This window comes from Nocardioides eburneus, from assembly GCF_040838215.1.
GTDB lineage: Bacteria > Actinomycetota > Actinomycetes > Propionibacteriales > Nocardioidaceae > Nocardioides > Nocardioides eburneus.
On record NZ_JBFPJR010000009.1, the window covers coordinates 49,499 to 61,807 of the forward strand.

Here is a 12,309-nt window from a genome sequence, read left to right on the forward strand (position 1 = left end):
GTGGAATCAATCTTCTGTTCCATGGAACGCTAGGGCGTGCGAGGGGCGGACGCAATGGCGAGAGGTGATCGTGCTCACATTTCTCCGCCGAGAGGCCGGCGCTACTGCCGTGAGCGGAGCCGGGCGTTGGGCAGCGGCGGCGCCGGGATGGGGCGCTGGTGGTTGTCCTTCACGATCCCGAACCGGCCGTCGAGGACGTCCTGGGAGTCGTCGACGACGTCGGCGTCCGAGCCACCACGGGTGATCTGGTCCTGCCACTCCTGGCGGTAGCCCACGATCTCCTCGTGCGTGCGGCCCACGAAGTTCCACCACATGACGATCGACTCACCGAACGGCGGGCCACCGAGGAGCAGGAGCCGGGTGCGCTCGGTGGCCTCGAGGGTGAGGGTGGCCGAGCCGGGCGGGGTGTAGGCCAGCGAGTCCTTGTGGACGAGCGTCCCCTCGTGGCCGTCGACGCCGAGCGCGACGTTGCCGGTGTCGACCAGGACGCCGTGCTCGAAGGTCTCATCGACCGGAAGCTCGAGGATGACGCCCGGCTGGAGCAGGATCTCGGCGCCGAGCAGCGGCGTGAAGGTCTCGACCGGCGAAGTGTCGCCGAGCAGAGAGCCGAGGAAGACCCGCACCTGCCAACCGGTGCCCTTGATCGGCTCCGGCTTGTGGTGGGCGAACGCCGGTGCGGTGTCGCGCGCGTCTTCGGGCAGCGCCACCCACAGCTGGGCACCGTGGAGGACCGGGTTGCCGTTCTCGAGGGTGTTCTCGGAGTGGCTGATGCCGCGGCCGCCGGTCATGAGGTTGACCTCGCCCGGCAGCACCATCGCGACGTTGCCGGCGCTGTCGCGGTGCTCGATCTCGCCGGTGAAGAGCCACGAGACGGTTTGGAGACCGGTGTGGGGATGCGGCGGCACGACCATGCCTCCGGTCTCGGCGACGTTGTCCGGACCGTAGTGGTCGAGGAAGCACCACGCGCCGACGAGTGACCTCTCCTTGGAGGGGAGCGTCCGGCGTACGTTCATGGCCCGGGGGCCGCCGAGAGGGACGTCACGCGGGCCGATGACCTGGACGTCGGCCCCTTCCTTGCCCTCGCAGACGACCTCCGCGGGGCGCGTCTCCAGATTGGTCATGGGACCACGCTACTCCGCCCGGCCCTCCGCCGAGAGGCCGCTCATTGACGCCGAGAGGCCACCCGGCGGCGTACCGAATGACCTCTCGGGCGGAGTGACCGACTTCTCGCGCGGAGCGAGTGACCTCTCGCGGGGAACGGGTGACCTCTCGCGGGGAACGGGTGACCTCTCGGCTCAGACGGAGACTGCGGCGCGGATCGACTCCTTGAGCGACGACATGGTGGCGAGGACCGCGGTGGGCTCGTAGCCACAGTGGGCCATGCAGTTGGCGCAGCGCGGGTCCTTGCCACGGCCGTAGGCGTCCCAGTCGGTCGTCTCGATCAGCTCGTCGTAGGTGTCGACGTAGCCGTCCTCCATGAGGTAGCAGGGCTTCTGCCAGCCCTTGAGGGAGTACGACGGGATCGCCCAGGCCGTGCAGTCGAAGTCGACCTTGCCCTCGAGGAAGTCCAGGAACAGCGGGCTGTGGTTGAGGCGCCACTTCTTGCGCCGCCCGTCGGAGAAGGCCTTCTTGAACAGCTCCTTGGTCTGGGTCGTGCCGAGCCAGTGCGTCTGGTCGGGCGCCTTCTCGTAGGCGAAGCCCGGCGAGATCTGCATGTTGTCGACCTTGAGCTCGTCGTTGAGGTAGTCGAGCACGTCGATGACGTCCTGCGGGCTGTCGGTGTCGAAGAAGGTCGTGTTGGTCATGACCCGGAAGCCCTTCTCCTGGACCAGTCGGATCGCGTCGACCGCCTGCGTGAAGACGCCCTCCTTGCTCACCGAGGCATCGTGGCGCTCCTCGAGGCCGTCGATGTGGACCATCCAGGCGAAGTTCTTGTGGGGCGTGAACTTGTGGACGTGCTTGGGCAGCAGCACCGCGTTGGTGCACAGGAACACCATCTTGCCGCGGTCGAGGAGCTGCCGGACGATCTCGTCGATCTGCGGGTGCATGAGCGGCTCGCCGCCCGCGATCGAGACCATCGGGGCACCCGAGTCGACCACCGCGGAGACGGCCTGCTCGACCGGCATGCGCTGTTTGAGCACCGACGCCGGGTGCTGGATCTTGCCGCATCCGTTGCACTTCAGGTTGCAGGCGAAGAGTGGCTCGAGCTCGATGAGGAGCGGGAACTTCTTCTTGCGCAGCACCTTCTGCTTCATCAGATACGTGCCGATCTTGATGGACTGATGCAGAGGCATTGACATGGAATCAGCTCACTTCTCTCGGATCACTTCGGAGATCACTTCGCGGGGCAGCGTGAACCGCACGCTTTCGGAGACCACCTCGGTCTGGTGGACATCGAGCCGGCCGAGGCCGGCCAGACCGGCGACGACCTCGTCGACCAGGTGGGGTGGCGCGGACGCACCGGCGGTGAGGCCGATCCGACCGGCGCCGTACAGCCAACCGAGGTCGACCTCGGAGAGGTCATCGACGAGGTACGCCGGCGTGCCCTCCCCGCGGGCGACCTCCACGAGTCGCTGGCTGTTGGACGAGTTGCGCGACCCCAGCACGATCACCAGGTCGCTGTCGCGGGCGACGGCCCGCACGGCCTGCTGGCGGTTGGTGGTCGCATAGCAGATGTCGTCCTTGCGCGGGGCGCTGAGCGCCGGGAAGCGCTCCCGCAGGATCGTGGCGGTCTTCTCCGCCTCGTCGACCGCGAGGGTCGTCTGCATGACGTAGGAGACCTTGGCGGGGTCGGTGGCCTCGACGGTCATGGCCTCGTCGGGGCCCTCCACGATGACGACGTTGCCCGGCGCTTCGCCGTACGTCCCGACCACCTCCTCGTGGTCGGCGTGCCCGATGAGGAAGACGGTGTGGTCGAGGCCCGCGAAGCGGCGTACCTCGTTGTGCACCTTCGTCACCAAGGGGCAGGTCGCGTCGACCACCCGCAGGTGGCGCGCGGCGGCGTCCTGACGGACGGTCGGCGTGACGCCGTGGGCAGCCAGGACGACGACGCTGCCCTCGGGCACCTCCTCGACCTCCTCCACGAAGATCGCGCCCTTCGCCTCCAGCTCCGCCACGACGTGGCGGTTGTGCACGATCTGGCGGCGCACGTAGACCGGCCCCTCGAACTTGTCGAGCGAGGCCGCGACGATGTCGATGGCCCGCTCGACGCCGGCGCAGAAGGACCGCGGCGAGGCGAGCACGACCTCCCGGTCGGCCGTGGCACGGACCCAGTCCTCGAGGACGGGGGCGGCCTTGCGCAGACTGAGGAGCGCCTTGATCCCGCGCGGCGCCGTGCCGAGGGAGAAGAGCCGCTGCTCGGGCGTGTCCACGATCGCGCGTACGACGACGGCCTGGCCCTCCGGGACACCGGGGAGCAGCAGCGCCGACTCGGTGTCGACCGCGAGTGCGCCGTCCGCGGCCAGCGCGGCCCGCTCGAGCGGGTCGTCGACGACCCGCTCGGTCGTGACGACCGGGCCGTGGTGGACGGTGTGGCCGGCGCGGCGGAGCGCGCCGACGAGCAGCGCGGAGGCCGGGCAGGGCGTCACGGTGCCGTCGACGGCGTGGCGCACCTCGCTCGCGACGACGAGGTCGCCGGGCGCGACGTCGGGGCGCAGGGAACCGGCGACACCGGTGATGAGACGCGGCGCGACGGGCAGGTCGTGTCCGGCGCGCGACCGGCCGGTGCGGAGCGCACCCCCGGAGAGCCCGGGCGAGACCGCCAGCCACTCGGTGCGCAGCGGCGTGCAGACGACTCCCGTCATGCCCCCGCCTCCGTGCCAGAAGAACAACGATACGGACGCGGCGGCACGACAGCACCGACGGTCGCTCGCTGACGCTCGCTCATGCCGTTCCCCCGCGGTTCTCGGCGCGTCGCACGTAGCGGCCCAGCGCCCACATGGGGAAGACCTGGCGGTACATCTCGTAGCCGATGTAGAAGTAGCCCGGGAAGCCGGTGCCGGTGTAGAGGTCCTCGTCCCAGCCTCCGTCGGGACGCTGGGTCTCGACGAGGTGGGCGATGCCGCGCTCGACGGCCTCAGACTCCTCCCCGGCGGCGAGGAGCGCGAGCAGCGCCCAGGCGGTCTGCGACGGAGTGGAGTCGCCGTGCCCAATCCAGGCGTCGTCGGTGTAGGAGCGGAGGTCCTCGCCCCAGCCGCCGTCGACGTTCTGGTGCTGCTCGAGCCAGTGCACCGCGGCCCGGACCTGCGGGTCCTGCGGCGAGACGCCCGCCTCGACGAGCGCGGGGACCACGGCGCCGGTGCCGTAGAGGTGGTTGGCGCCCCAACGCCCGAACCACGAGCCGTCCGCCTCCTGGTGGTCGAGCAGCCAGGCGACGCCACGGCGACACTCGGCGGAGTCGGCGAGCCCCTCGGCGGCCAGCATCTCGACGACGTGGCCGGTGACGTCCGCCGAGGGCGGGTCGATCACGTTGCCGAAGTCGCAGAACGGCAGCTTGGTCGCCAGCTCACGGGTGTTGTCCGCGTCGAAGGCCCCCCAGCCGCCGTCCTTCGACTGCATGCCGGCGGTCCAGGTGACGGCCTTGTCGAGGGCGGCCCGCAGACGCTCCGGCTCGGGGTGGCGCACACCGCGCAGCGCGAGCACCATCTCGGCGGTGTCGTCGGTGTCGGGGTAGACGTCGTTGGCGAACTCGAAGGACCATCCGGCCGACGGCAGGTCGCGACGGCGCACCTGCCAGTCGCCGTCAGCGGTGACCTGCTCCCCCAGCAGCCAGTCGGCAGCGGTGAGGACCGCCGGGTCGTCGGGTGCGACTCCCGCCTCGAGGAGCGCCTGGAGCGACAGTCCGGTGTCCCACACCGGCGACTGGCAGGCCTCGAGCCAGCGCATCGGCCCCTCCGGCCCGTGCTCGACCTCGACGAAGAAGTCGTCGAGACCCTTCATCGCCGCGCGCAGCGCGGGGTGGTCGAGCGAGTAGCCGAGCTGGTTGAGCGCCAGCACGGAATAGACCCACGGCGGCTGGATGCCGCCCCACCCGCCGTCGGACTCCTGGCGCGCCAGGATCCACTCCGCGGCGTGCTTCAGGGCGAGCTTGCGGACCGGGTTGAACGGCAGCTTGCCGAAGAGGCGTACGCCGATGTCGAGCCGCTGGAAGACGCCCGCGATGCTCCACAGCGGGTCGAAGCGGTCCGGCGTCGCGTGGGTGCGGATCGGCTCGGCGTCGAAGGACACCGGCCGGACCGGCCGCTTCGCGCTGACGATCATGAGCGGCACGATCGTCTGCCGGGCCCAGCAGCCCCAGTCATAGATGTTGAGCGGCGCCCACGACGGCAGGAAGATCATCTCCGGCGGGAGCGTCGGGCAGTCGTCCCACGACCAGAGGCCGACGAGCGCCATCCACATGTGGGTGAAGACTCGGGCCTTCTCCAGGCCGCCGTTGGCGCGGATCCACTCCGCCGCGCGCTCCATGTGGTCGGCGTCGGCCGGATCGCCGGCGAGCCGCAGCGCGACCCATGCCTCAACGGTCGTCGAGAGCGTCGGCGGCGCTCCCGGGAAGTCGCCCCAGGTGCCGTCCTCGCGCTGCTGGGAGCGGATCCAGCGGGCGCTGCGCTCCTGCGCGTCGGGATCGACGATGTCGAGGAAGTGCCGCAGCAGCATGTCCTCGGCGTCCATCGTCACGTTGGTGGCGAGCTCACCCTTCCACCAGCCCTCGGCGTGCTGGCGCGCGCGGAGATGGGCGACCGCGGCGTCGAGCGCCGCGCGGACCGGGCGATCGGCCTTCGGGGCGACGGAGGGGGTGTCGACCGAAGGCGTCTCGGCTGGCTCGAGCTTCTCAGCGGTCATTTATGACTTCCTCTCCGTGACGAAATGGGCGAGATCGGTGAGCGTCGCGAGACCGTCCTCCGACATCCCCACCGGGTCGAGCGCGGCGAGCGCCGCGGTGACATGGGCGTCGGCCTGCTCGGCCGCCCAGCGGCGGCCGCCGGCCTTCTCGATCAGGTCGGCGGCGTACTGCAGCTCGGCGAGATCGGCGGCGTCCCGGGCGGTGCGCCCGGAGAACCACCGACCGAGCTCCTCCCCCGCGTCACCGCCCCGGTCGAGGGACCAGACGACGGGCAGCGTCTTCTTGGCGGCCGCCAGGTCCGCGAAGACCGGCTTGCCGGTCACCTCGGTGGCGCCCCAGATCCCGAGCAGGTCGTCGACGATCTGGAAGGCGAGGCCGAGCTCGAAGCCGAAGGTGTGGCAGGCGTCGACCGTCCGCTGGTCGGCGCCGGCCAGGATCGCCCCGATCGCGGCGCTGACCGCGAGCAGCGAGCCGGTCTTGCCGGCGACCATGCCGAGGCAGTCGTCGAGGGTGACGTCCGCGCGGGACTCGAAGAGGACGTCCTCGGCCTGACCGCGGATCAGCTCCCGCGTCGCGGCGGTCAGCGCGAGGCTCGCGGGAAGGGCGTACGGCGACCCGCTGAGCCCCAGCTCCTCGTGAGCCAGCGAGAGCATCGCGTCACCGACGAGGATCGCGGTCGTGTCGTCCCACACGCTCCACACGGTCGGCCGGTGGTGGCGCGCCTCGTCGCGGTCGATGAGGTCGTCGTGGACCAGCGAGAAGTTGTGGACCAGCTCCACCGCGACCGCACCCGCGAGTGCCTTCTCCGGCGCGCCGGTGAGCGCGTCGGCCACGAGCAGTGCGAGTCCGGGGCGCAGGCCCTTGCCCGCCGAGCCGTCCGCCGGGTTGCCGTCCCGGTCGACCCAACCGAAGTGATAGGCCGCGACCGTCCGCATGTGCGGGTCGAGCCGGTCGACGGCCGCGCGCAGCCCCGGGTCCCACAGACCCTTCGCCGCGGTCAGCCATGCACGGGCCGTCGTCATGCGCCCACCTCCAACGGACTCCTCGTCTCCAGAAGGGCGTCGGCGGCAGCCTCACCGCTGCGGACGGCACCCTCCATCGTGGCCGGCCACCCGGTGGCCGTCCATGCTCCGGCTAGATACACCCGCGCACTCGTCGTGCGCGTCGCCGGCCGTAGCCGCCCGCTGCCGGGCGCCGGCCGGAAGGTCGCGTGACGCTCGCGCGTCACGAAGAAGTCGCGTAGCTCGGCGTCCCGGGCACGCGGCAGCACCGCCTCGACGTGCGGCACGAAGCGCTCCCGCAGCGTCGCCACCGGCAGGTCGACGAGCTGGTCCGCGGCCGAGATCGAGACCGCGACGTACTGCCCCTGCCTCAGCCCGGCGTGCGCCGTCCGGTCGAAGACCCATTGCAGCGGGCTGTCGACGGCGGCCACGAACGGCTCGTCCAGGACGGTCCGGTCATAGACGAGGTGGAGGTTGATGATCGGCGCGCTGCCGAGCTCGTCGGCCCAGTCGGCGGGGTGCGCGTCGGGGATGACGTCACCGGCCAGGCGCGCGGCCTCCGGGGCGGTGGTCGCGACGACGACGGCCTCAGCGTCCAGGTCGTCGAGGGAGACGACCTTCGCCCCCAGGCGTACGTCGACCCCCGCGTCCGCGAGCGCCTTCGCGGCGGCGTCACCGTGGAGCTGCTGGAGCGGGACGTCGGACCAGCCGATGTCCGCGGCGCCCGGCTCGTCGAGCAGCCCGAGCTGGAAGACCGTCGCCGCCAGCGCGAGCGAGGACCGCGCGGCGGGCGCGTTGAGCGTCGCGACGCCGATGAGGTCCCAGACCGCCTCGACGGCGCGGTCGCTCTGTCCGTGCCGGGCGAGCCAGTCGCCGAAGCTCTGGTCGTCGGTGACCGGCGCCTTCCGGTCGACGCGGCCGAGCGCCAGCGCCGCGGGGACGACCTTGAGCCGGTCGAGCGGCGAGAGCCAGCGGTACGTCGCGAGCGCGGCGCCCAGGTGGAGCGGCGCCGGCAGCCCGCTCCGGCGCAGACGGCCGGTGCCGACGTACGCACCGCTGAGGACGGTGACGTCGAGACGGTCCTGGATCGTGACCTGACCCGTGACGCCGAGGCGGTCGAGGAGTGCGCGGTAGGAGGTGCAGCAGCGGAGGAAGACGTGCTGACCGTTGTCGACCCACAGCCGCTCGTCCCCCAGGTCACGCGGGAAGGAGTGGGTCAGGCCGCCGAGTTTCGGCTTCGCCTCGTGCAGGGTGACCCGGCAGCCGGCGTCGGCCAGCCGCAGGGCGGCCGTGATGCCGGCGAGCCCGCCGCCGACGACGGCGACGCGAGGGTGACGGCGCGCCGTGGGGCGCGCGCTGCTGGGGGCGCTCATCCGCGACCCACCAGGGACCCGAGCGCGACCCGTGCCTTGTGCGCGGTGGAGAGGCTGAGCCGCTTGTCGTAGACCTGCACCGGGTCGGCGGCGATCGTCCGGAGCAGGTGGCGGTAGATCCCCGCCATCGCCGCACAACAGGCCGCACTGCGCCGGTCGAGGTGGGGCACGAGCCGCATGCCGAGGGCGTACCAGTCCTCGGCGCGCGCTGCGGCGAACCTGATGTACGCCGCCAGCCGCCCCTCCGGGTCGTCGAGGTCGCCCATGGCGTCGGTGCGCAGCTCGACGCCCCACTCGGCGAGCTCAGTCTGCGGCAGGTAGATCCGCCGGTTGCCGAGGTCCTCGCGGATGTCGCGCAGGATGTTGGTCTGCTGCAGCGCGATCCCGAGCTGGTCAGCGAAGAGCGCCACCCGCGGGTCGGCGGCATCGCTGCCGAAGATGGACAGGCACAGCCGTCCGATCGAGCCGGCGACCCGGCGGCAGTAGACGACGAGAGCGTCCCAGTCGGCGATCCGGACGTCGTCGGGAAGGTCGGTCTCCACGCCGTCGACGAGCTCACCGAACGCGCTGAGCGGGATCGGGAAGCGGGTCGCGGCGTCCCCCAGCGCGGCCAGGACCGGGTCGGAACCGGTCGCACCGCCGACCTGGAGCGCGTCGAGGTCCTGACGGACCGCGGCGAGGTCCTTGAGCTTCGTCTCGCGCGGCAGGTCGCCGTCGCCGATGTCATCGACGCGCCGGGCCAGGGCGTAGACCGCGCACAGCGCGGTCCGCTTGTGCTCGGGCAGCAGGCGGATGCCGTAGTAGAAGTTGCCGGCCTCGGTCCGGGTGATCCGCTCGCACTCGGCATAGGCGTCGGCGAGGGTGCCGGTCGGCGGCGTCCGGGTGGTCATGCGCGGCCCCTGACGAGCGCGGTGAGCGCGTGGCGTACGACGTCGCGCTTCGCCGGCGCGGCGTGCCGACCCAGGACGTCGCCGTCGATCCGGTGGAGCGCGTCGACGACCGCGAGGCCACCGGCGACGAAGCCCGCGACCGCGGTCCGTGCCCAACCGCGGAGCTGTCCGACCAGCGCGCTGCCCTCGTGGAGCATCTCCGCCGCACAGTCGGCCTCGGCGAGGACGAGCGCCCGCAGAGCGGGCGGGGTGACGCCCGGCGCCGGTCGCGCGTCGAGCGCGTGCTCGTCGACGTCGTACGACGCCAGCGACTCCTGCGGGAGGTAGACGCGGCCCGCGCGCCGGTCCTCGCCGACGTCTTGGAGGTGTTCGACGATCTGCAGGGCGGTGCAGACCCGGTCGGAGAGCGCGATACGCGCCGGCGTCGAGGCCCCGAAGAGCTCGAGCACGATCCGACCCACCGGGTCGGCGGAGAGGTGGCAGTAGGCGAGCACGTCGGCGCGGGTCGAGTAGCGGGAGACGCGCTGGTCCTGCAGGTTGGCCTCGACCAGGTCGAGGAACGGCTGCTCGCTGAGCCGGGCGTCGGCGACCGTGGCCGCCAGCCGGCGCAGGAGCGGTGTCGCCACCTCACCACCGGTCCAGATCACCCGGGTCTGCGCGCGGAAGTCCTCGAGCGCGGCGACCCTGGCCGCGGGACCCCCGGGAAGCGAGTCGCCGAGCTCATCGACGTGCCGGGCATAGCCGTAGACCGCGTGGAGGTGCTCGCGGTGTCGGCGCGGCAGGAGCCGCAGCGCGACCGGGAAGTTCTCACCGGCCTCCCGCGTCTCCCAGGACGTCTCCGACACGACTGTGGCCATGCAACCATCAAACACCGGACAGGCTCTCCGTCTCTGTCCCCGCGCCGCACCTTTTCGGCCCGGGAACTTGTCACGCGGTTATAATTTCTCGTCCCACCCGTCTCAGCGCATGCCCCGGAGGTCGTCATGGCGCAGGATCTGCTCGTCGCTGAACGGCTCGAGGCCCGGATCGCCGAGCGCCTCCCCCAGTTGCTGCTCGACGTCCGCGACCGGCTGCTCACCGGATGGCCCGACTACGCCGCCTTCCTGGACGAGGACCTCGAGGAGATCCGCGACGGCGCGGGCCTCTTCTTGCACCGATTGATGGTGCTCGCGACCAGCGGGCTGAACGACGGGGCCCGTCCCCTGGAGGACGAGCAGGCGGTGCAGGTCGTCTTCCAGCAGATCGGCGGCCGCCAGTGGGAGCTCGGCCACGACCTGACCAGACTGCTGACGGCCTACCAGGTCGGCGCCCGCGTCGCCTGGCGCCACGTGGCCGAGTGCGCCTCCGCGATGGACCTCCCGGGCGACCTCATCGCCGGCCTCGCCGAGTCGGTCTTCGACTTCGTCAACCATCTCTCCCAGGCCTCGACCCAGGGATACGTCCAGGCACAGCGCGCCGACGCCCGGGCACGCGACCGTCAGCGCGCGGACCTCGTCGACCTGCTGCTCTCGGAGCGCTCGACGATGTCGGCGGTCCGGGCGGCGGCCGACCGCGCCCGCTGGCGGCTGCCCGCGCGCGTGGCCCTGCTCCTGGGTGACGACGAGGGCGAGCTGCTCTCGCGTCTGGACGCCTCCACGTTGCCGGTCCGCCAGGGCGACCTCGCCGGCGCGATCATCGCCGACCCGATCGACCGGGAGCGGCTCGCCCGCACGCTGCGCGGCGTGCGCTGCGTCATCGGTCTGACCGTTCCGGTCGAGCTCGCGGCCCGCAGCGTCGAGCTGGCGCAGATCGCGTTCGGTCTCGCCCGCGACGGGGTCCTCGGCGGCTGCCCGGTCTTCGTCGACGACCACCTCGACACGATCATCGTCCACCGCGACGATCGGCTGCTCGCGTTCCTGCGCGACCAGGTGCTCGCCCCACTCGAGGGGCTCCCCGTCGGCGCCCGTGAGCGCCTCACCGACACGCTCGTGTGGTGGCTGCGTCACCAGGGCGACCGCACCGCCGTGGCCCAGGAGCTCCATGTCCACCCGCAGACGGTGAGCTATCGGGTCAACCGTCTGCGCGAGCTGTTCGGCGACGCGCTCGACTCGCCGCGCGAGCGGTCGCGGCTGTTGCTCGCGCTGAACTGGTCCTGACGCGTCGGTCCCGGCAGGGCATGTGGCCCGGCGCCTCCCCGACTCAGCACTCGTCGTACTTCTCCCAGAAGCGGGCGCGCAGCCGGGAGCGGATCCGCTCGTTGAGGTCATAGAGCTGCAAGGCGTCGGAGGCGTCCAGGAGCAGCGCGCGGTCGATCTCGCGCGGGATCGAGGGACGGGCCCGCGTCAGCTCCGCCTCGTCGTCAGGCGAGGCGCTCTTGCGGAACGACGCCAGGACGCGCACGACGACCTCGTCGATCAGCTCGTCGTGATCGTCGCTCCCCTCCTCATAGCCGGGCAGCACCCGCGACGGCGATCCGGTCGAGCCGCTGTAGGCGAGCACGCTCACCGGGCGCACCGGCGGGGTCGGACCGTGAACCAGGGCCGCGACGTCGCGCGGGCTGCGACCCGCCGCCCGCGAGGCGAGCGCAGCCGGGCTCGGCACCGGTGTCGGAACCGACGCTGCCGGTGCGCTCGGCGCGGCCGCCGGCCCTCGAGGCACCTCGACCTTCATCACCGCGGCGTCGATCGCTGCACCGTCGATGGTGTCGAGCTCGTCGGCGGCCCGGATGAGGTGTCGGCTGACGCCGTGCGGCTTTCCGGCCGTGGTGGGCACCGCGAGCAGCACCACCTGGACGCCGTGGACCTGGGCCTCCTCCACCGCCTCGGTGAGGTCGTCGTCGCCCGAGACGAGGAGGAACACGTCGGAGGCGCCGTTGCGGGCATGGGCCACGAGGTCGAGCCCGATCCGCAGGTCGACGCCCTTCTGCTGGCCGTCGACGCCGAACCGCCCCAGCCGGAGCTTGACCTTGGACAGCTCGCCGATGCGCTCCTGCTGAGGGTCGGGGACCCCGTTGCGAGCCGAGTCATACCAGTGCACGCGCAGCACCGGCACGCCCGAGCGAGCCTCGGCGGCCTCCACGAGCGAGCCGACCAGCGCGGCGTAGTCGACGTGGATGCCGCTGCGCAGCGAGGTGCCGGTGACGCGGGTCGCCGCCGCGGCCAGAAGATAGCCGGCATCGATGTAGAGCGAACAGGTCGAGCGCATGTGACCACCCTGGCACGCAGCAC

General features: G+C 71.8%; 10 protein-coding genes. 1 reads left to right on the forward strand and 9 read right to left on the reverse strand.

What is annotated here, in order from left to right:
* Positions 1-101: 101 nt before the first annotated feature.
* The 8 genes from AB3X52_RS06915 to hpnC all read right to left on the reverse strand — a co-directional run bounded on the left by AB3X52_RS06915 (position 102) and on the right by hpnC (position 9,960).
* Positions 102-1,121, reverse strand: coding sequence for a pirin family protein (locus AB3X52_RS06915; RefSeq protein ID WP_367992623.1), 1,020 nt, complete (start codon positions 1,119-1,121; stop codon positions 102-104).
* A 174-nt stretch (positions 1,122-1,295) separates the two neighbouring features.
* A complete protein-coding gene (hpnH, locus tag AB3X52_RS06920) occupies positions 1,296-2,300 on the reverse strand; it encodes an adenosyl-hopene transferase HpnH (protein WP_367992625.1) in 1,005 nt (334 codons plus the stop codon).
* A 9-nt stretch (positions 2,301-2,309) separates the two neighbouring features.
* Complete coding sequence (gene ispH, locus AB3X52_RS06925; protein WP_367992627.1) at positions 2,310-3,803, reverse strand: 4-hydroxy-3-methylbut-2-enyl diphosphate reductase; 1,494 nt, start codon at positions 3,801-3,803, stop codon at positions 2,310-2,312.
* 79 nt (positions 3,804-3,882) lie between these two features.
* The gene (gene shc / locus AB3X52_RS06930; RefSeq protein ID WP_367992629.1) at positions 3,883-5,838 is read right to left on the reverse strand and encodes a squalene--hopene cyclase; all 1,956 of its coding nucleotides are present in this window, start codon (positions 5,836-5,838) and stop codon (positions 3,883-3,885) included.
* Positions 5,839-6,861, reverse strand: a complete 1,023-nt coding sequence (locus AB3X52_RS06935) for a polyprenyl synthetase family protein (protein WP_367992631.1) — start codon at positions 6,859-6,861, stop codon at positions 5,839-5,841. It abuts the gene before it with no gap.
* Positions 6,858-8,213: a hydroxysqualene dehydroxylase HpnE gene (gene hpnE, locus AB3X52_RS06940; RefSeq protein ID WP_367992633.1), complete on the reverse strand. Its 1,356-nt coding sequence runs from the start codon at positions 8,211-8,213 to the stop codon at positions 6,858-6,860. Before hpnE ends, AB3X52_RS06935 begins: the two co-directional genes overlap by 4 nt.
* Positions 8,210-9,103: a presqualene diphosphate synthase HpnD gene (gene hpnD / locus AB3X52_RS06945; protein WP_367992635.1), complete on the reverse strand. Its 894-nt coding sequence runs from the start codon at positions 9,101-9,103 to the stop codon at positions 8,210-8,212. Before hpnD ends, hpnE begins: the two co-directional genes overlap by 4 nt.
* The gene (gene hpnC, locus AB3X52_RS06950) at positions 9,100-9,960 is read right to left on the reverse strand and encodes a squalene synthase HpnC (protein ID WP_367992637.1); all 861 of its coding nucleotides are present in this window, start codon (positions 9,958-9,960) and stop codon (positions 9,100-9,102) included. The genes hpnD and hpnC overlap by 4 nt, the downstream gene beginning before the upstream one ends.
* 126 nt (positions 9,961-10,086) lie before the next feature.
* Here hpnC and AB3X52_RS06955 point away from each other — a divergent pair, with 126 nt between their 5' ends.
* Positions 10,087-11,238 carry a PucR-like N-terminal domain-containing protein gene (locus AB3X52_RS06955; RefSeq protein WP_367992639.1) on the forward strand — a complete coding sequence of 384 codons (1,152 nt, stop codon included), beginning with the start codon at positions 10,087-10,089 and terminating at the stop codon, positions 11,236-11,238.
* Positions 11,239-11,281: 43 nt separating this feature from the next.
* Here the strand turns inward: AB3X52_RS06955 and AB3X52_RS06960 are convergent, their stop codons facing one another.
* Positions 11,282-12,286 carry an NYN domain-containing protein gene (locus tag AB3X52_RS06960; RefSeq protein ID WP_367992641.1) on the reverse strand — a complete coding sequence of 335 codons (1,005 nt, stop codon included), beginning with the start codon at positions 12,284-12,286 and terminating at the stop codon, positions 11,282-11,284.
* Positions 12,287-12,309 lie beyond the last annotated feature (23 nt).

Excerpts from the sequence above, each read along its gene's own strand:
- AB3X52_RS06960 (WP_367992641.1), bottom strand. The coding sequence starts at position 12,286 with ATGCGCTCGACCTGTTCGCTCTACATCGATGCCGGCTATCTTCTGGCC.
- hpnD (WP_367992635.1), bottom strand. The coding sequence starts at position 9,103 with ATGACCACCCGGACGCCGCCGACCGGCACCCTCGCCGACGCCTATGCC.
- ispH (WP_367992627.1), bottom strand. The coding sequence starts at position 3,803 with ATGACGGGAGTCGTCTGCACGCCGCTGCGCACCGAGTGGCTGGCGGTC.
- AB3X52_RS06955 (WP_367992639.1), top strand. The coding sequence starts at position 10,087 with ATGGCGCAGGATCTGCTCGTCGCTGAACGGCTCGAGGCCCGGATCGCC.
- shc (WP_367992629.1), bottom strand. The coding sequence starts at position 5,838 with ATGACCGCTGAGAAGCTCGAGCCAGCCGAGACGCCTTCGGTCGACACC.
- AB3X52_RS06935 (WP_367992631.1), bottom strand. The coding sequence starts at position 6,861 with ATGACGACGGCCCGTGCATGGCTGACCGCGGCGAAGGGTCTGTGGGAC.
- hpnE (WP_367992633.1), bottom strand. The coding sequence starts at position 8,213 with ATGAGCGCCCCCAGCAGCGCGCGCCCCACGGCGCGCCGTCACCCTCGC.
- hpnC (WP_367992637.1), bottom strand. The coding sequence starts at position 9,960 with ATGGCCACAGTCGTGTCGGAGACGTCCTGGGAGACGCGGGAGGCCGGT.
- hpnH (WP_367992625.1), bottom strand. The coding sequence starts at position 2,300 with ATGTCAATGCCTCTGCATCAGTCCATCAAGATCGGCACGTATCTGATG.
- AB3X52_RS06915 (WP_367992623.1), bottom strand. The coding sequence starts at position 1,121 with ATGACCAATCTGGAGACGCGCCCCGCGGAGGTCGTCTGCGAGGGCAAG.